This is a genomic window from Vibrio sp. GLN_1, from assembly GCF_043106015.1.
GTDB lineage: Bacteria > Pseudomonadota > Gammaproteobacteria > Enterobacterales > Vibrionaceae > Vibrio > Vibrio parahaemolyticus.
In genome coordinates this window covers 39290-56905 of record NZ_JBICMD010000018.1, presented here as the reverse complement: position 1 = coordinate 56905, position 17616 = coordinate 39290, and the positions used below count along the sequence as shown (strand labels likewise).

17 protein-coding genes are annotated in these 17616 nt (G+C 46.8%); 8 read left to right on the top strand and 9 right to left on the bottom strand.

Features of this window, described 5'->3' with window-relative positions:
• Positions 1 to 128 precede the first annotated feature (128 nt).
• Genes ACF8OV_RS11070 through epmA form a run of 3 tightly spaced genes read right to left on the bottom strand, consistent with a single transcriptional unit; the run spans position 129 to position 2141 of the window.
• Positions 129 to 764 (bottom strand): TetR/AcrR family transcriptional regulator, encoded by a 636-nt coding sequence (locus ACF8OV_RS11070; RefSeq protein WP_005456944.1) that lies wholly within the window; start codon positions 762 to 764, stop codon positions 129 to 131.
• Positions 765 to 785: 21 nt separating this feature from the next.
• Positions 786 to 1160 (bottom strand): VanZ family protein, encoded by a 375-nt coding sequence (locus ACF8OV_RS11065; protein ID WP_005456934.1) that lies wholly within the window; start codon positions 1158 to 1160, stop codon positions 786 to 788.
• 9 nt (positions 1161 to 1169) lie between these two features.
• Positions 1170 to 2141, bottom strand: coding sequence for an elongation factor P--(R)-beta-lysine ligase (epmA, locus tag ACF8OV_RS11060; protein WP_203505007.1), 972 nt, complete (start codon positions 2139 to 2141; stop codon positions 1170 to 1172).
• Between the two features lie 438 nt (positions 2142 to 2579).
• Here epmA and frdA point away from each other — a divergent pair, with 438 nt between their 5' ends.
• The 4 genes from frdA to frdD are packed head-to-tail and all read left to right on the top strand — an operon-like array spanning position 2580 to position 5894.
• Positions 2580 to 4379 (top strand): fumarate reductase (quinol) flavoprotein subunit, encoded by a 1800-nt coding sequence (gene frdA, locus ACF8OV_RS11055; RefSeq protein WP_005496469.1) that lies wholly within the window; start codon positions 2580 to 2582, stop codon positions 4377 to 4379.
• Positions 4379 to 5119 (top strand): succinate dehydrogenase/fumarate reductase iron-sulfur subunit, encoded by a 741-nt coding sequence (locus ACF8OV_RS11050; protein WP_005456956.1) that lies wholly within the window; start codon positions 4379 to 4381, stop codon positions 5117 to 5119. Before frdA ends, ACF8OV_RS11050 begins: the two co-directional genes overlap by 1 nt.
• Before the next feature lie 2 nt (positions 5120 to 5121).
• A complete protein-coding gene (frdC, locus tag ACF8OV_RS11045) occupies positions 5122 to 5505 on the top strand; it encodes a fumarate reductase subunit FrdC (RefSeq protein WP_005381491.1) in 384 nt (127 codons plus the stop codon).
• A gap of 11 nt (positions 5506 to 5516) precedes the next feature.
• Positions 5517 to 5894, top strand: coding sequence for a fumarate reductase subunit FrdD (frdD, locus tag ACF8OV_RS11040; protein WP_005456924.1), 378 nt, complete (start codon positions 5517 to 5519; stop codon positions 5892 to 5894).
• Between the two features lie 98 nt (positions 5895 to 5992).
• Here the strand turns inward: frdD and ACF8OV_RS11035 are convergent, their stop codons facing one another.
• Together ACF8OV_RS11035 and efp are read right to left on the bottom strand one after the other, a co-directional pair.
• Positions 5993 to 7396 carry an SPFH domain-containing protein gene (locus ACF8OV_RS11035; RefSeq protein WP_005456928.1) on the bottom strand — a complete coding sequence of 468 codons (1404 nt, stop codon included), beginning with the start codon at positions 7394 to 7396 and terminating at the stop codon, positions 5993 to 5995.
• Positions 7397 to 7664: 268 nt separating this feature from the next.
• The gene (gene efp / locus ACF8OV_RS11030; protein WP_005456976.1) at positions 7665 to 8231 is read right to left on the bottom strand and encodes an elongation factor P; all 567 of its coding nucleotides are present in this window, start codon (positions 8229 to 8231) and stop codon (positions 7665 to 7667) included.
• A gap of 33 nt (positions 8232 to 8264) precedes the next feature.
• On the opposite strand from efp, the gene epmB reads away from it, so the two are divergent.
• The 3 genes from epmB to ACF8OV_RS11015 all read left to right on the top strand — a co-directional run bounded on the left by epmB (position 8265) and on the right by ACF8OV_RS11015 (position 11957).
• Positions 8265 to 9287, top strand: coding sequence for an EF-P beta-lysylation protein EpmB (epmB, locus tag ACF8OV_RS11025; protein ID WP_317676112.1), 1023 nt, complete (start codon positions 8265 to 8267; stop codon positions 9285 to 9287).
• 707 nt (positions 9288 to 9994) lie between these two features.
• The gene (gene alr / locus ACF8OV_RS11020; RefSeq protein ID WP_005496464.1) at positions 9995 to 11209 is read left to right on the top strand and encodes an alanine racemase; all 1215 of its coding nucleotides are present in this window, start codon (positions 9995 to 9997) and stop codon (positions 11207 to 11209) included.
• 250 nt (positions 11210 to 11459) lie between these two features.
• Positions 11460 to 11957 carry an MgtC/SapB family protein gene (locus ACF8OV_RS11015; RefSeq protein ID WP_005482203.1) on the top strand — a complete coding sequence of 166 codons (498 nt, stop codon included), beginning with the start codon at positions 11460 to 11462 and terminating at the stop codon, positions 11955 to 11957.
• 82 nt (positions 11958 to 12039) lie between these two features.
• Here the strand turns inward: ACF8OV_RS11015 and ACF8OV_RS11010 are convergent, their stop codons facing one another.
• From ACF8OV_RS11010 to ACF8OV_RS11000, 3 genes are all read right to left on the bottom strand, one after another.
• Positions 12040 to 12603, bottom strand: coding sequence for a VC2662 family protein (locus ACF8OV_RS11010; protein ID WP_005457036.1), 564 nt, complete (start codon positions 12601 to 12603; stop codon positions 12040 to 12042).
• Between the two features lie 299 nt (positions 12604 to 12902).
• Positions 12903 to 14546, bottom strand: a complete 1644-nt coding sequence (groL, locus tag ACF8OV_RS11005) for a chaperonin GroEL (RefSeq protein ID WP_005482180.1) — start codon at positions 14544 to 14546, stop codon at positions 12903 to 12905.
• 77 nt (positions 14547 to 14623) lie between these two features.
• Positions 14624 to 14914 (bottom strand): co-chaperone GroES, encoded by a 291-nt coding sequence (locus tag ACF8OV_RS11000; RefSeq protein ID WP_005381516.1) that lies wholly within the window; start codon positions 14912 to 14914, stop codon positions 14624 to 14626.
• Between the two features lie 229 nt (positions 14915 to 15143).
• Here ACF8OV_RS11000 and ACF8OV_RS10995 point away from each other — a divergent pair, with 229 nt between their 5' ends.
• Positions 15144 to 16526, top strand: coding sequence for an MATE family efflux transporter (locus ACF8OV_RS10995; RefSeq protein WP_023583864.1), 1383 nt, complete (start codon positions 15144 to 15146; stop codon positions 16524 to 16526).
• A gap of 94 nt (positions 16527 to 16620) precedes the next feature.
• Here ACF8OV_RS10995 and pfkA read toward each other — a convergent pair whose 3' ends face one another.
• On the bottom strand, positions 16621 to 17583 hold the full coding sequence (gene pfkA / locus ACF8OV_RS10990) for a 6-phosphofructokinase (RefSeq protein ID WP_005460467.1): 963 nt from the start codon (positions 17581 to 17583) through the stop codon (positions 16621 to 16623).
• Positions 17584 to 17616 lie beyond the last annotated feature (33 nt).

Here is a 17616-nt window from a genome sequence, read left to right as displayed (position 1 = left end):
CGAGAGTCAATCCCTTGAACTAATCGAGGGAGATAGTCGTCTTATTGTGCGTAGCAAGTATGACAAGTCAACTCAAGGCGCGACTCGAAAATGAGAGTGACTCTCGAAATATTGAAGCAAGTGACCGATCAGCCCTGCAGTGTGCTGACCGCTTCTTCCAATAGCTGTAGTTGCTCCAAACCTTGTTCAGTCGCGACAGGTTTCACAACATTCAGCATCTGCAGCATCCCCTGCTTCACCATTTGCTCGGTAATGCTGGTTTTCGATGCCATTGCAGATTGGTAAGCTAACCAACTACAAGCGATCAAATGCAGCGTGCACACCAGTGATTTCAACTGCTGTTCATTCACATCCAGCAACTTCAAAGAAACAAACTCCTGCATAATCGCAATGAGGTTGGCTTGCAGCTTCTCTTGCACATCGATGTACTGCTCGTGCAGCTGTTCATCTCGTGACAAGATTTCTGGTAGGTTTGCGTAGAAAAAGCGGTATTTCCACATCAAGGTAAAAATAGAGTCTAGGTAGCTCTTCAGCATAGTCAGACTCTCTTGTGAGCCTTGAATAGGGGTAAATCTTTCTAAAAGTTCAGCTGAATAAAGCGCAAAGATCTCACGAACGATTTCTTGCTTATTGCGGAAGTGGTAATACAGATTACCAGGGCTAATTTCGATGTGATCGGCAATGTGATTGGTGGTGATGTTGCGCTCACCATGTTGGTTGAACAACTCCAGTGCCGCGTAGACGATTTTGTCGCGCGTTTTCATTGTTATCGTATTCCCTCTTCATTAACGAATCGAGTATAGCGACTTCACCAACCTAGGTCGATAGAGGCTCCAAATACGGTAACATAACAGACCAGTTAAGATGCCTGTCGAGTTGGCGACAAGGTCTAACCAAGAGGTTTGTCTGCCGACATAGCCTTGTAGCCACTCAATGACGGCGCTAAATAGCAAAATACCCATCGCCACCGCCCAACGTTGACGCCAACGCCACACGCAAAAACAACCTAAAAACGCAAAGCCGCTGTACGCCATGGCGTGCTGCATTTTGTCGAGGTACGCGATATTGCCCCAGTCTTGTAGTTCACCTGAACTCAGAGATAAAAAAGCGATCAATATGGCGTAGCTCAAGATGACGAAACGTGCAGCCGTCAAGTTCATTGGATATCCTTATGCGATTGGAAATGGAAAGGCCGTGACTTGATCAATGTGGTCACAGCCTAGCGCCAGCATGATCAAACGATCGATACCCAGCGCGACCCCTGCACAGTCTGGCAACCCTGCTTCCAGTGCAGAAATCAGATGATAATCGATCGGCTGCGGTTTTAAACCCATTTCGATACGCTTTGCGTTATCTTGTTCAAAGCGCGCTAATTGCTCTTTCGGGTTGTCCAGTTCATGGAATCCGTTCGCCAGCTCTATCCCCTTAAAGTACACTTCAAAACGATCCGCGACGCGATGATCTTGAGGATTGATTTTTGCGAGCGCCGCCTGTGACGCAGGGAAGTCGTACACAAAAGCCGGCACATCCTGACCAATTTTGTTTTCTACTCCCACGCTAAATAACAGTTGCAGCAACGTATCGCGATCTTCTTCTGGCTCAGCAATGTCACTCAAACCCAGCTTGCTTGCCGCCGCTTTCAGCTTAGTCATCGAGCCTTCCAGTGGACACACACCCAACACATCAATGAAGGCTTGCTGATACGTCATGCGCTGCGCTGCGCCACACTTCAATACCAGCTGCAACAGGTCATCCATTTCATCCATCAATTTATGATGATCAAAGCCAACGCGATACCACTCCAACATCGTAAACTCGGGGTTGTGGTATCGACCATTTTCTTCGTTACGAAACGCTTTATTGATTTGATAAATACAACCACTGCCCGCTGCCAAAAGGCGCTTCATATGGAATTCTGGACTGGTCATAAAGAACAGCTTACTGCCATCAGCGTAACCAGGGCCAACAAACTCGGTTTGGAAAGTATGCAAATGAATGTCAGTCACGGTCGCGTGGCTCATCGCTGGCGTGTCCACTTCCATCACCTGTCGCTCGGCAAAGAATTGACGAATGGCGGCGATTAACGTCGCACGTTGACGAAGTTGCTCAATGGAAGCGGTAGGTTGCCAGTTGGTTTGCATAATAAGTCTCTCAAAACTCTAATTTAGCGCGTAAAAACCCCATTCTACATGCTTTTCACGGTTCGACGAGAGGGGAATTTCCCTTCTCTATTTTCCCGCCACATTGTTTAAATTTGAAGCAAGCATTACTCGTGCTGCAGTACAAAAAACATTCGAAATAAAACCTGTTATCAATGACAGCAATGTCGGGCAACACTCATTTAACATTCATGGATATGACGTTTGAGTTTCAAATGTTTCGTGCCGTGATAGCAGTCACATAACCTATAAATTCTATGCCCTTAAGTGCATTACCGAAGCAAAAACCCAATTACATCAATTTTTCTGCCATGTGGCTCATCTACACTAACCCTACTACTTTTGGGGAGTTCTTTTAAAAGAGCGCCTCGCAATCACAATAACAAGCGGATTTCCGCAATCACACACTGGAGGATAACTGTGCAAATTATCACCACAGATATCGCAGTCATCGGCGCAGGCGGCGCTGGTCTTCGTACTGCTATTGCAGCGGCTGAAGCAAACCCTGACTTAGAAGTCGCTCTGATTTCTAAAGTTTATCCAATGCGCTCCCACACGGTCGCTGCAGAGGGTGGCTCAGCAGCAGTTATCAAGGATGAAGATAGCTTAGACAACCACTTCAACGATACTGTTGGCGGTGGTGACTGGCTATGTGAACAGGATGTTGTTGAATACTTTGTAGAGAACGCGACTCGCGAAATGATCCAAATGGAGCAATGGGGTTGCCCATGGAGTCGTAAAGAGAACGGTGAAGTCAACGTACGCCGCTTTGGTGGTATGAAGGTTGAACGTACTTGGTTCGCTGCAGACAAAACTGGCTTCCACATGCTTCATACGCTATTCCAGACATCAATGAAGTACAGCAACATCAAACGTTTTGATGAGTACTTTGTGTTGGATCTGCTTGTTGATGAAGGCGAAGTTCAAGGTCTGATTGCTATTCACATGTCTGAAGGCGAGCTTGTTACTATCAAAGCAAAATCTGTTGTTTTAGCAACAGGTGGCGCGGGTCGTGTTTACCACTGTAACACCAATGGCGGTATCGTAACGGGCGATGGTATGGCAATGGCTTACCGTCACGGCGTTCCTCTACGTGATATGGAATTCGTTCAATACCACCCAACAGGTCTTCCTGGCACAGGTATCCTGATGACGGAAGGTTGTCGTGGTGAAGGCGGTATCATCGTTAACAAGAACGGCTACCGTTACCTACAAGATTACGGCATGGGCCCTGAAACTCCAGTTGGCCAACCGAAGAACAAATACATGGAACTGGGTCCTCGTGACAAAGTTTCTCAAGCTTTCTGGCACGAACAACAGAAAGGCAACACCATCAAACACCCGCTGGGTGACGTGGTGCACCTAGACCTTCGCCACCTTGGTGAAGAGTACCTACAAGAGCGTCTACCGTTCATCTGTGAGCTAGCAAAAGCTTACGTAAACGTAGACCCTGCAAAAGAGCCAATTCCAATTCGTCCAACCGTTCACTACACCATGGGTGGTATTGAAACGGACGGCGGCTGTGAAACTCGCATTAAAGGCCTATTCGCGGTTGGTGAATGTGCGTCTGTTGGTCTTCACGGTGCAAACCGTCTAGGTTCTAACTCACTGGCTGAATTCGTGGTATTTGGCCGCGTAGCTGGTGAAAACGCAGTGAAACGTGCGGCAGAATTCAAAGGCTGGAACGACGCGGCAATTGACGCGCAAGTAAAAGCCGTTGAAGAACGCATCGCGAAACTGATGAACCAAGAAGGCGACGAAAACTGGGCAGAGATCCGCACAGAAATGGGTCACACCATGGAAGCGGGCTGTGGTATCTACCGCCAAGAAGATTTGATGCAAGCGACTATCGACAAAATCACTGAGTTGAAAGAACGCTACAAACGCATCAGCATCAAAGACAAAGGTAAAGTGTTCAACACAGACCTTCTATATGCAATCGAAGTGGGTTACGGCCTAGAAGTCGCAGAAGCGATGGTTCACTCTGCGATTCTACGTAAAGAATCTCGCGGCGCGCACCAACGTCTAGACGATGGTTGTACAGAGCGTGATGACGTGAACTTCCTAAAACACTCACTTGCTTTCTACAAACCAGATTCAGCACCAAGTATCGATTACAGCAATGTGACCATCACTAAGTCACAACCAAAAGCTCGTCTATACGGTGAAGCAGCAGAAAAAGCAGCGGCTGAAGAGAAGAACGCAGAGGAGCAAGCATAATGTCAGCAAATCGCATTCAAAAAGTAGACATCCTGCGTTACGACCCAGAAAAAGATGCAGAACCATACAAGCAAACATTCGAAGTACCATTCGATGAAACCATGTCTGTGCTTGACGCACTTGGCTACATCAAAGATCACCTAGACAAAGATCTGTCTTACCGTTGGTCTTGCCGTATGGCGATCTGTGGTTCTTGCGGCATCATGGTGAACAACGTACCGAAACTTGCTTGTAAGAGCTTCCTACGTGACTACCCAGACGGCGTGACTATCGAGCCTCTAGCAAACTTCCCAATCGAGAAAGACTTGATTGTTGATATGACACCGTTTATCGAACGTCTTGAAGCAATCAAACCATACATCATTGGTAACGACCGTAAACCAGAAGACGGTACGAACTTGCAAACGCCAGAACAGATGGCGAAATACAAGCAGTTCGCTGGCTGTATCAACTGTGGTCTTTGCTACGCAGCATGTCCTCAGTTTGGTCTAAACCCAGAGTTCATCGGTCCTGCGGCACTAACGCTAGCGCACCGCTACAACCTAGACAGCCGTGACAACGGTAAAGATGAGCGCATGAAGCTTATCAACGGTGAAAACGGCGCTTGGGGTTGTACGTTTGTTGGTTACTGTTCTGAAGTTTGTCCAAAGAACGTTGACCCAGCAGCGGCAGTAAACCAAGGCAAAGTGGAGTCTTCTATGGACTTCGTGATTGCTATGTTGAAACCTCAGGAGGCATAAGGATGAGCAACCGTAAACCTTACGTTCGTGAAGTAAAACGCACTTGGTGGAAGAACCATCCTTTCTACCGCTTCTACATGCTACGTGAAGCGACTGTGCTTCCTTTGATCCTATTCACTCTGTTCCTAACTTTCGGTTTAGGTTGCTTGGTGAAAGGTCCTGAAGCTTGGCAAGGTTGGTTAGCGTTCATGGCGAACCCAATCGTAGTCGCAATCAACATCGTTGCACTGCTAGGTAGCCTATTTCACGCTCAAACTTTCTTCAGCATGATGCCACAAGTAATGCCAATTCGTTTGAAAGGCAAACCAGTGGACAAGAAAATCATCGTATTGACTCAGTGGGCCGCTGTTGCGTTCATCTCACTGATCGTTCTCATCGTGGTGTAAGGAGCTGAGCAATGAAACCGAATTATAGTGTAAACACATCACCAAAACGTTCTGATGAGCCAATCTGGTGGGGCCTGTTTGGTGCGGGCGGTACTTGGTTCGCGATGCTGACGCCAATCACTGTTCTTGTGCTAGGTATCTTGGTACCACTAGGCGTGATTGACGCAGAAGCGATGAGCTACGAGCGTGTCTCTGCATTTGCAACCAGCATCATCGGTGCGCTATTCATCATTGGCACACTAGCATTGCCAATGTGGCATGCAATGCACCGTGTACACCACGGCATGCACGACCTTAAATTCCACACTGGTGTGATTGGTAAAGTAGCATGTTACGCATTTGCAGGCTTAATCACTGCACTAGCAGTTATCTTTATCTTCATGATTTAAGATACTGAACTAAAAAAAGCTGGCTCAATGCCAGCTTTTTTATTGCTTTGGGTTACCGATGTTCTTTTTGCTTTTTAAGCTTTTGACCACCCATGATCTTATTGCTGTGTGACCTTCTTTGTTTGGTCCATAAGACCCAGAGCACCAAAGCCAGTAATCACATCTAAGTTCGTTTTCAAGCCCGTTTCGTCACTTCCACCGATGTAGTTTTGTGGCATCTGAACTTGGAAGTTTTGCAAGTTGTTGTACAACGAGTTCGCTACGTCTCGATTCAATTCCGCCAAGTAAACTTCACGGTTTGCTCCTAACGCCGCATACTTACCTTTTAGAACTTCAGATTCTGCGCGACCTTTCGCTAATATCGCTTTCGCTTCAAACTCTGCGGAAAGTGCGTTTGCTTTTTGAATCGCTAAGTTAGCCTCGGCAATTGCCAACTCTTTCTCTTTCTCAACTTCTGCAAGTCGTTTGGTTTTTTCCACTTCGACGATTTCACGTTCCGCGATTTGGCGCGCAACCTCGACCTCTTTTTGCTGTGAAATAATCGCCAACTCTTTCTGACGCTGTGCATCTTGCACTTCACGAGTACGTTGAATTTCTTTCCGTAGCTGCTCCGTTTCTGCCTGTGCTTTCGACGTTTCTTGTTCCTGAATCGCACGAATGCGATCCGCCACTAAACGCTTTTTATCCGCCAGCAATTGGTCGAGCTGTTTCTCTGGTTGTGGATCACCAATGGTCACCTGCGTTACCTGAATACCGTATTGTTGCAACGGGTTATCTTGACGAATCGGTTGCCCGGTTTTGTCTACGACTGGCACGGTTTTCCAAACCAGCTGATTGGTACGTTGCAATTGGTTCGCGTTAGCCTGATTCGCCCCAACAGGCGCAAGGTCCAGTTCTTCCACTTCAACCTGACGTCGCTCTGTAAGATAAATACCCTCTCGCAACTGATCGCCAAGTTTCGATTTGAACTGGTTCAAACCACCTTGGAAAAACTCCTCTCCGGTGTATTGCGTGGCGGTAATCACTGTCACGTTACGCGCATTTTTCACAAGCAGCGCGTCGATCAAGTTGTTGTTATTGCGAAACTCACGATGCATCTTTTTTAGAGCTTCTGGATCGTTACTCAATTTAAAGCGGAACGTCACTGGTATTTGGCCAATATAGGTATCAGCGAAACGAACTTGAACCGAATCAAGACGTTGGTAAAAGTCTTCACCCTTGCTGTTACCAAAAGACACAGTGATCACTTGATCGTACTTAGTGATTTTGGATAGAAACGGCATCCGGAAATGAATACCAGGTTCAGTAAACACATCCAACTCACCAGTGATGTTGTTTTGATGCACATAACTATAGCCCGCATCTGTCATCAAAACCGAACTGTTGATCGTTAAGCCTACAGCCAATAAAGGCACACCAATCAATGCCGCTTTTATCCCGCGGTGAAGCAACTGACGTCGTTCTTCTACTTTTAAGCCTTGTCCTAAGCTTCTGCTTTCCATGTTTTTCTCCTTATTATTTCGGTTGTCATTGAGTTAAATCGATGAAAATCAAGCTGCTATGCAACTCGCTGACAACAGGTGTTAATGTATCAAATTGTTACATTAAGAAATAATCGAAAGATTCATGAAATTAATGCGATTTTTACGAATAATACAAAATCGATAAGAATATGCGGTGAGCTTCGTATTTCGCTGAAAAGCAGTAGAAAAGGGAAATTGCGGGCAATAAAAAAGGCCGCCGAAGCGACCTTTCTCAGAGAAGTATTAATTACTTCACACGACCTACGTATTCACCAGTACGAGTGTCAACTTTGATCACTTCGCCAATTGCGATGAATAGTGGAACACGAACAACAGCGCCAGTTGCTAGTGTAGCTGGTTTACCACCAGTACCTTGAGTATCACCTTTCAGACCTGGATCAGTATCTGTAACTTCTAGCTCAACGAAGTTTGGTGGAGTAACGGTAATTGGGTTACCGTTCCAAAGAGTGATCATACAAGTGTTGTTTTCTACCAACCACTTAGCGTTTTCACCTACCGCTTTCGCGTCAGCTGCGATCTGTTCGAACGTTTCATTGTTCATAAAGTGGTAGAATTCGCCGTCTGAATATAGATAATCTAGGTCGATATCCATTACGTCTGCCACTTCACAAGTGTCACCAGACTTGAATGTTTTCTCTAGCACTTTACCAGAAAGAAGTTTACGAATTTTCACGCGGTTGAACGCTTGGCCTTTACCTGGTTTAACGTATTCGTTTTCCAGAATTACACAAGGCTCATTATCAAGCATTAACTTAAGACCGCCTTTAAATTCATTGGTGCTAACTGTAGCCATTTTTTCCTCTTACATTCTTAGAGCTAAATTCCAATGCCGCACATAATAACCCGAAAAGTCGATTCTGTTGAGCAAAACTGGCTCAAACAGTTGGCGAATGGGATCTCTGATCCTGCAAAATTGCTCGAAATACTGGAAATAGATCCCTCACCGTGGCAAGACGGGTTTGCCGCACGCAAGCTGTTTGCACAGCGTGTACCGCAAAGTTTTGTCGATAGGATGGAAAAAGGCAATCCTAAAGACCCTCTTTTGCGTCAGGTTTTACCCTTGAGTGACGAGTTTGAAGTGCATGCAGGCTATTCCAATGATCCTCTTGACGAACAAGACAATGCTATCCCGGGATTGCTGCATAAATACAAAAACCGAGTGCTGATGATCGTCAAAGGCGGCTGTGCGGTGAATTGCCGTTATTGCTTCCGTCGTCACTTCCCATATCAAGAGAACAAGAGCGGCAAACAAGCTTGGAGCCAGTGCATCGAATACATGGCGGAAAAACCAGAGCTCAATGAGGTGATTTTCTCTGGCGGTGATCCACTAATGGCAAAAGACGATGAGATTCATTGGCTGCTGGGACACATAGCTCAGATTCCGCACATCAAACGTCTGCGCATTCACAGCCGTTTGCCTGTAGTGATCCCAGCTCGAATCACAGATGAGCTGTGTCAGTTGCTAAAAGCGTCACGCTTGCAAATTATCCTTGTTACGCACATCAACCATGCTAATGAGATTAACGATGAACTGCGCCAGGCAATGAAAAAACTAAAAGAAGCCAATGTCACCCTGCTAAATCAGGGAGTTTTACTAAGAGGCGTTAATGATTCCGTTGATGCCCTGAGCCAGCTCAGCGAGGCCCTGTTCGATGCTGGGATCCTGCCGTATTACTTGCACGTGCTAGACAAAGTCCAGGGAGCGGCCCACTTTATGGTCGATGACGAACGAGCCCGACAACTAATGGCAGGCTTATTAGAAAACGTCTCTGGCTACCTGATCCCGACCCTCACCCGTGAAATCGGCGGCCGAAAAAGCAAAACGCCGCTCGACCTACACCTCGCATAACCATCTATAACCCCTACAAATCATGAGATTTTGTGTCGGTCGAGACGCAAAATCTTACGATTTCTCTCTGATTTTTGTTTATTTTCAGAAAACTCAATAAAAAAGACACCAAACCGTTCTAAAACATTTAAGTCTCATGTAGTCTCTGCCGCCTAGATTATTTGTGACACAAAATATGGAATGAAAATCACACTATTGTGATGAAAAATGGTCGAGTTTACGACATCCATATTCAACCAAACTGAAGATGAAAGACGTAAAGAACGGTAGCCAGTAAACGTGAAGTCTACGCAATGGTAAATGCCTTCATCGCCTTTAAGGCAGCCCTGCGGAAAGTTAACCAGTCCACCAGAAAGTATTGCAGCAACCATTACCTAGCTGAAACCGATGATTCGGGACGTAACCAAGCATTCTGTCGACCAGGCCAACGCCTCACTTAACGGTTTACGCAGCGAAATCTCAACCGTTACCAAAGCATGGAAGAGAGGACTGAATCGGTCAAAGAGAGACCTTTTCCTGCGAACACTTATCATTCAATCTTGCCGCACTGAGCAACAGTGCCGAAGAAAACCGATTATCTACTAAGGACGCACAACAAGGGGTTGAAGAGCGGAAACGCAAAGCTACTGCGCTACGCGACGTTGTGCATCTATTTACACTTTAACTTCAACCAACAAGAAGAAAAAACTCATAACAGGAGATATCCTTTGAAACTGAAACTTAGCCTAACTGCACTGGCTCTGATGGGCCAAACAGCCGCACATGCCGCTCCTCTGCTAGTTGATTTTGATGACAGCGAGCGCGAAGAGCGCGTTCAGGCGAGCAACGCTTGGCTAGAAATTGATACTCAGGCATTTTCAAATAATATTCAGTTGCTTCAGAAGGATCTAAAGGGCAACACTCAGATCTGTGCCATCATGAAGGCTGACGCGTACGGTAACGGTATCGCAGGCCTGATGCCTAGCATCATCGCGAACAACGTTGCATGTGTAGGTATCACCAGTAATGAAGAAGCTCGCGTAGTGCGTGAGCACGGCTTCGAAGGCAAGATCATGCGTGTCCGTGCGGCTAGCCGCAACGAAATTGAAAACGGCGTACAGTACGAAATCGAAGAGCTGATTGGCACTAAGATGCAGGCAGATCAAATCATCGAGATTGCATACAACTACAATACCGTTATTCCTGTTCACCTTGCTCTGAATACTTCAGGCATGGGTCGTAATGGTCTGGATCTGACAACGTATGAAGGTCAGGTTGAAGGTGTGGAAATCGCAAGCGATCCTAACCTAAAAATCGTAGGTATGATGACCCACTTCCCGAATGAAGGTCTTGATGAAATCCGCCGCAAGGTTGACCGTTTCAAAGTAGAAACAAAGTGGCTAATGGACAGCGCAGGTCTGAAACGTAAAGACATCACACTGCACGTGGCTAACTCTTACATCACGCTAAATCTTCCTGAAGCACATCTGGATATGGTTCGTCCTGGCGGCATGCTGTACGGTGACTACCCTGCAACCCTACCTTACGAGCGCATCGTGTCTTTCAAAACACGCGTAGCATCACTGCACTTCTTCCCTGCAGGCAGCACAATCGGCTACGGCAGCACTAAAGTTTTAGAGCGTGACTCTATCCTGGCTAACCTGCCTATCGGCTACTCAGACGGTTTCGCCCGTTCACTAAGCAACAAAGCTGACGTTCTGATCAACGGTCAGCGTGCTCGCGTAATGGGTAAAGCGTCAATGAACACTACTATGGTTGATGTCACTGACATCATTGGTGTTCAGGCAAACGACGAAGTAGTTGTATTTGGCCGCCAGGGCTTTGAAGAAATCACAGCAGAAGAAACCGAAGAGAAAAGCGGTCGTATTCTGCCTGAGCACTACACTATCTGGGGTGCAACTAACCCTCGCGTTTACCGTTAAACGGCAAGTGCAATAATCACCAAGGCCAGTCTCATACTGGCCTTTTTTATGCCTATTATTTAATAAAGTCATTCCATCAAAACGATAAAATAAGATCATCGCCAATTTGATCGTTTTTGCTCTCCATTTGGCTCATCGTCGCGCTCCAAACCAGAAGCAGATGTTCAATGTAAATTTGTCGACACGAACGATCCTTTTTGTTCGCTTTGCAGGATAAGTCTATGCATACTCCGCTGCTTTGGAGGTCAAGATGCATACAACATTCGAACAAATTTTCGATCTTGGCCCATTCAGTTGGCCTGCCCTATTTTGCTGTGCCATCAATGGGTTAATGATTGGCATAGAACGCCAAACCCGTGGTAAACCAGTAGGTATTCGCACAGCAATTCTCATTATTTCAGGCACCTACCTGTTTATGTCGATGGCAGTGTCGTTATCACCAAACACGCTCGACCAAGCTCGTGTGCTTGGTCAGATAATTACTGGCGTCGGCTTCTTGGGTGCAGGCGTGATGATGACGCTGGATGGCAAAATCCATGGCGTCACTTCGGCAGCCGTCATTTGGGTACTGGCAGGGCTCGGTTTGATGATCGGCCTCGGTTACTTAATGCAATCGGTCGTGATTACCTTGCTTGCATTGAGCGTTCTGCTTGGCGTGGATAAAGCAGAAAACCGTATCAAGGCGTTACGTCGCGGTGTTCATCAAAAAATTCAGCAGCGCAAAACCTCCTCTCGCTTGATCAAATAAGAGAATGGTTGGCCTGTTTCAATTTTCCAATAAAAAAGCCCGCGAACATCGCGGGCTTTTTGGTATCTGGCTTTCGCTAAGATTATTTAGCGAAGTTGATGATAGGGAAACATTTGAAGAAGCCGTTATCCGCACAGTTCAACAGACCAATTTGCACGCCATCGATTTGGTCAGTCATGTTGAAGAAGCCAAGTTGGAAGTTAGACTTTTTAGAAATACTCGCCAGACCAACGTCTGCCATGGTGTAACCTTCTGAGTAGTTCACCGCACTCCAGTTTAGGCCTTTCACGTTGTTCGTGATGTTTACCGCACCAAAGTTCACACCGGTTGTTTGGCCTTGGTTCCAGTTAACCAAACCAAGCGACGCACCTTTCATTTCTTGGTTTACTTTCGCTGCCCCAAAGAACAGACCGAAGTTCACACCCGTAGTACGGTCAGTTTCAGACATACCTAGAACAGAGAAGTCGACGCCTTTTACTTCGTTTACTTGGCCATGCAGTACCGCCAAACGAACACCACCAACAGCAGAGTTTGATGGAGCGTTAGTATGGTCGATCGTTGAAAACATCACAGGGGTGCTGTTCGCAAGAGCAACAGGTGATGCGATAGTGGCTGCAACAGCCAATGACGTCATAAGCTTTTTCATTTTTATCTCCATGATGGTAAGCAGTAATTTACAACATAGTGTAATGTTCAGATTTTGCGCTATTCGGACACAAAAAGTGTTAGCAATAGGTCATATTTAACAATCTGACTATCCTAGAAAAAAATTCATCTCAGTTATTTTTCTGTTTTTCCACTGACGCTGCCGGAACGCATCCCTCACAATTCACATCTTCTTTTACCTGCACTGAAAAATGCAAAGTGGGCAAACGCCAGACGCAAAAAAACCGAGGTTCACACCTCGGCTTTTTGTTCTACTCGGCTTGGAATAGCGCGGGATGATTACATCATGCCCATGCCACCCATACCGCCCATACCACCCATGTCAGGCATGCCTGCGCTTTCTTTTTGTGGTAGGTCAGTTACCATCGCTTCTGTTGTGATCATGAGACCAGCGACAGACGCTGCAAATTGTAGAGCGCTACGAGTTACTTTAGTTGGGTCTAGGATACCCATCTCTAGCATGTCGCCGTATTCACCCGTTGCTGCGTTGTAGCCGTAAGAACCTTCACCCGCTTTCACGTTGTTCGCAACAACAGAGTCTTCGTCACCTGCGTTCTTCGTGATTTGACGGATTGGTGCTTCCATTGCACGTAGAGCAACGCGGATACCAACGTTTTGTTCTTCGTTGTCGCCTTCTAGGTCAACAATCTTAGATGCAGCGCGGATTAGTGCAACACCACCACCAGCAACTACGCCTTCTTCAACCGCTGCGCGAGTCGCGTGTAGCGCGTCTTCTACGCGGTCTTTTTTCTCTTTCATTTCAACTTCAGTCGCTGCACCCACTTTGATTACTGCAACACCGCCAGCCAGTTTAGCAACGCGCTCTTGTAGTTTCTCTTTGTCGTAGTCTGAAGTTGCGTCTTCGATTTGTTGACGAATTTGAGCAACGCGGCCTTGGATCATCGCTTCTTCACCCGCACCATCGATGATGGTTGAGTTTTCTTTCGTGATGCTTACGCGCTTAGCCTGACCTAGATCTTCAAGCGTTACTTTTTCTAGTTCTAGACCGATTTCTTCAGAAATCACAGTACCGCCAGTTAGGATAGCGATGTCTTGTAGCATTGCTTTACGACGGTCACCAAAACCAGGCGCTTTAACCGCAGCAACTTTCACGATGCCACGCATGTTGTTCACAACCAATGTCGCTAGAGCTTCGCCTTCTACGTCTTCTGCGATGATTAGCAGTGGACGAGATGCTTTTGCTACTGCTTCTAGAGTTGGTAGAAGCTCACGGATGTTTGAGATCTTCTTATCAACTAGAAGGATGAATGGGTTTTCTAGCTCAACGCTGCCCGCTTCTTGGTTGTTGATGAAGTAAGGAGATAGGTAACCGCGGTCGAACTGCATACCTTCTACTACGTCTAGTTCGTCTTGTAGAGCCTGACCTTCTTCAACAGTGATAACACCGTCGCGGCCAACGCGTTCCATTGCTTCAGCAATGATGTTACCTACGCTTGCGTCAGAGTTCGCAGAGATAGTACCAACCTGTGCGATTGCTTTGGTGTCGTTACACTCAACAGAAAGCTCTTTTAGTTGCTCTACTGCCGCTGCAACAGCTTTGTCGATACCGCGCTTAAGATCCATTGGGTTCATACCCGCTGCAACTGCTTTTAGACCTTCATTTACGATTGCTTGCGCTAGTACGGTTGCTGTTGTTGTACCGTCACCCGCAGCGTCGTTTGCTTTAGACGCTACTTCTTTAACCATTTGCGCGCCCATGTTCTGGAACTTGTCTTCCAGCTCAATTTCACGCGCTACAGATACACCGTCTTTAGTGATGGTTGGAGCACCGAAAGATTTATCTAGAACTACGTTACGACCTTTAGGACCCAGTGTTACTTTCACTGCGTCAGCCAGAACGTTTACACCCTCTAGCATCTTAACTCGTGCGTCATTACCAAATTTAACGTCTTTAGCAGCCATCTTTGATTTCCTTTCTAAAATTCTTTGTGTTTGATTTTCAATTTGAATCTGAGCAAAAAATTACTCAATGATTGCTATTATTCAACGATCGCCATGATGTCGTTTTCAGACATGACAAGCACTTCTTTACCGTCGATTTTTTCAGTTTTAGTGCCGTAACCTTCAGCGAAGATAACGGTGTCACCAACTTTTACGTCTAGCGGTAGTACTGTGCCGTTTTCTAGGATGCGGCCTTTGCCTACAGCTAGAACAACACCGCGAGTTGATTTTTCCGCAGCAGAACCAGTAAGAACGATGCCACCAGCAGACTTAGATTCAACTTCTTTACGTTCAACGATAACTCGGTCATGTAATGGACGAATGTTCATCGGTCGTCTCTCCTGAAAATTTCCATGTTTATTTGATAATTGCCCGCGTTGGGGCACGTGATCCCTATATAAGGGGTCAAACGAGTAATCCCAAGGGGGAGACGTATTTTTTTTGTGACTTAGTTAAAATAACGAACAGCTAAGCAACGGTTTGCGTGCGAAATGCTCACTCGCCCAGCTTCTCGCTTTCTTGTATCCTTGCAGTTTGCCCACCAGATAGATGTTCAACATGCTGGAAAAGAACAAGCCAGAAAGCCACGCGACAGATAAGCATGGTTTGCTGAGCGCGCCCATTCCCGAAACACTGCGCAAGATGACCGTCCCCATGACCATGGGCATGATCGCAATTTTGATGTTTAACTTGGTGGATACGTTTTTTATCTCGTTGTTGGGGACGCATGCCCTGGCGGCAATCAGCTACACGTTTCCTGTCACCTTTGCGGTTAACTGCATCACGATGGGGATCGGGATGGGGCTATCGACCAACATTGGCCGCTTGCTTGGTCAAGGTCATGCTCCACAAGCGGCGCGATTTACGACTCACGGTTTGCTGTTGGCGGTGTTGCTCGTCGCTATCGCTTCTTCTATTGGCTTTGCTACCATTGCGCCACTGTTTCGTTTTCTTGGCGCGACCGACGATCTGATTCCGCTCATCGAACAATACATGCAGGTGTGGTACCTCACCATTCCGCTGTTGGTGATCCCAATGGCGGGCAACAGTGCGATCCGTGCCACTGGCGACACTAAGACACCCGCTAAGATCATGATGTTGGCCGGTCTGATCAACGGCATGCTCGATCCACTACTGATTTTCGGTTATGGCCCCTTCCCAGAACTTGGCATTCAAGGCGCTGCTATAGCGAGTGCCTTTAGTTGGCTAGGCGCTTTGTGCGGCTCTTTCTATGTGCTGGTTAAACGCGAAAAACTGCTCGCACAACCTCAATGGGCCTCATTGAAACAAGATTGGCAACAGACGTTAAAAATTGGCACCCCTGCAGCGCTATCCAATGCGATGAATCCGTTATCGGGGGCGATTTTGATGATGCTGCTATCTAGCCACGGCACGGCAGCGGTGGCAGCTTATGGCGCTGCGCAGCGTATTGAGTCGATTCTGATCTTAGTGTTGATGTCGCTGACCTCCGCACTCACGCCATTTATGGCGCAGAACTTAGGGGCAAAAAATCCTCAGCGCGCTTTCTCTGGTTTGTTTCTCAGCATGCGTTTTGCAGTGGTGTTCCAAGGGTTTATCTTCTTGATGATGGTGCCATTGAGCATTCCTTTAGCGGCGTTATTTTCACAAGAAGAAACAGTGAAGAATCTACTTTGGCACTATCTACTCGTGGTTCCATTTAGCTATGGTTTCCAAGGTATTGTGATGATGTTGGTGAGTGGGCTGAATGCGATGCACAAGCCGCTACGCGCATTCCAATGGAGCTTCATGCGTCTGTTCGTGTTTACGTTGCCTGCTGCATGGGTTGGCAGCCAAGTGTACAGCATTGAAGGCTTGTTCATCGGTATTGCGCTGGGCAACACACTAGGTGGGCTGCTGGGTTACATGTTCGCGTTGCGCGAACGTAAATTGACGCTGATTGAACAAAACAGCGCTTCGTAAGATTCTACCCGATACATCAGCTTCCTTTCGCTGACACTCAAATACAAAAAAACCGCGGAAAGCCGCGGTTTTTCTTTATCTATTTCAAGCTTGCTTAGAACAGTTCTTCAGCAACTTTGTATAGATCGTTACGCACTGGACGCTTCATGTTTTCGATCGCGTCGATGATGTCGTGGTGAACAAGTTGCTCTTTCACGATACCGACACAACGACCGCCATGACCTTCAAGCAGTAGGTGAACAGCATAGTTACCCATGCGAGATGCTAGAACGCGGTCAAATGCAGTTGGACGACCACCACGTTGGATGTGACCAAGTACTGTTGCACGAGTTTCACGACCTGTAGCCGCTTCAATGTCACGAGCCAGTTCATTTGCATCCATCATTAGCTCAGTAAGCGCGATGATTGCGTGTTTCTTACCTTTTGCGATGCCGTCTTGGATGTTGCTGATCAGCTTGTCTTTATCTAGACCAGTTTCTGGAGTGATGATGTACTCACAACCACCCGCGATTGCAGACATCAGAGTTAGGTCACCACAGTGACGGCCCATGATTTCTACAATTGAAATACGTTGGTGAGATGAAGAAGTATCACGTAGACGGTCGATTGCATCGATAACTGTGTTTAGTGCACTTAGGTAGCCCACTGTGTAGTCAGTACCAGCGATATCGTTATCGATTGTGCCTGGAAGACCGATACATGGGTAACCCATTTCAGTCAGTTTCTTCGCACCCATGTACGAACCGTCACCACCGATCACGACTAGCGCATCAATACCATGTTTCTTTAGGTTCTCGATCGCTTTTTCACGCACTTCCACTTGTTTAAATTCAGGGAAACGTGCAGAACCTAGGAACGTACCACCTTTGTTGATCACATCTGAAACGCTAGAACGATCTAGCTTCTCGATGCGGCCTTCGTATAGGCCTAGGTAGCCGTCGTACACACCGAAAACTTCCAATCCCTCGGATAGTGCTGTACGTACTACACCGCGTATAGCAGCGTTCATACCAGGTGCGTCACCGCCACTTGTTAAAACACCGATCTTCTTAATCATGCTCACCCTCGATCTTTGGCAATCAATTATTTA

What these genes read in the sequence shown, in the direction of transcription:
- ACF8OV_RS11070 (WP_005456944.1), bottom strand. Translation starts at nt 764, where the DNA reads ATGAAAACGCGCGACAAAATCGTCTACGCGGCACTGGAGTTGTTCAAC.
- ACF8OV_RS11065 (WP_005456934.1), bottom strand. Translation starts at nt 1,160, where the DNA reads ATGAACTTGACGGCTGCACGTTTCGTCATCTTGAGCTACGCCATATTG.
- epmA (WP_203505007.1), bottom strand. Translation starts at nt 2,141, where the DNA reads ATGCAAACCAACTGGCAACCTACCGCTTCCATTGAGCAACTTCGTCAA.
- ACF8OV_RS11050 (WP_005456956.1), top strand. Translation starts at nt 4,379, where the DNA reads ATGTCAGCAAATCGCATTCAAAAAGTAGACATCCTGCGTTACGACCCA.
- frdC (WP_005381491.1), top strand. Translation starts at nt 5,122, where the DNA reads ATGAGCAACCGTAAACCTTACGTTCGTGAAGTAAAACGCACTTGGTGG.
- frdD (WP_005456924.1), top strand. Translation starts at nt 5,517, where the DNA reads ATGAAACCGAATTATAGTGTAAACACATCACCAAAACGTTCTGATGAG.
- ACF8OV_RS11035 (WP_005456928.1), bottom strand. Translation starts at nt 7,396, where the DNA reads ATGGAAAGCAGAAGCTTAGGACAAGGCTTAAAAGTAGAAGAACGACGT.
- efp (WP_005456976.1), bottom strand. Translation starts at nt 8,231, where the DNA reads ATGGCTACAGTTAGCACCAATGAATTTAAAGGCGGTCTTAAGTTAATG.
- epmB (WP_317676112.1), top strand. Translation starts at nt 8,265, where the DNA reads ATGCCGCACATAATAACCCGAAAAGTCGATTCTGTTGAGCAAAACTGG.
- ACF8OV_RS11015 (WP_005482203.1), top strand. Translation starts at nt 11,460, where the DNA reads ATGCATACAACATTCGAACAAATTTTCGATCTTGGCCCATTCAGTTGG.
- ACF8OV_RS11010 (WP_005457036.1), bottom strand. Translation starts at nt 12,603, where the DNA reads ATGAAAAAGCTTATGACGTCATTGGCTGTTGCAGCCACTATCGCATCA.
- groL (WP_005482180.1), bottom strand. Translation starts at nt 14,546, where the DNA reads ATGGCTGCTAAAGACGTTAAATTTGGTAATGACGCACGAGTTAAGATG.
- ACF8OV_RS11000 (WP_005381516.1), bottom strand. Translation starts at nt 14,914, where the DNA reads ATGAACATTCGTCCATTACATGACCGAGTTATCGTTGAACGTAAAGAA.
- ACF8OV_RS10995 (WP_023583864.1), top strand. Translation starts at nt 15,144, where the DNA reads ATGCTGGAAAAGAACAAGCCAGAAAGCCACGCGACAGATAAGCATGGT.
- pfkA (WP_005460467.1), bottom strand. Translation starts at nt 17,583, where the DNA reads ATGATTAAGAAGATCGGTGTTTTAACAAGTGGCGGTGACGCACCTGGT.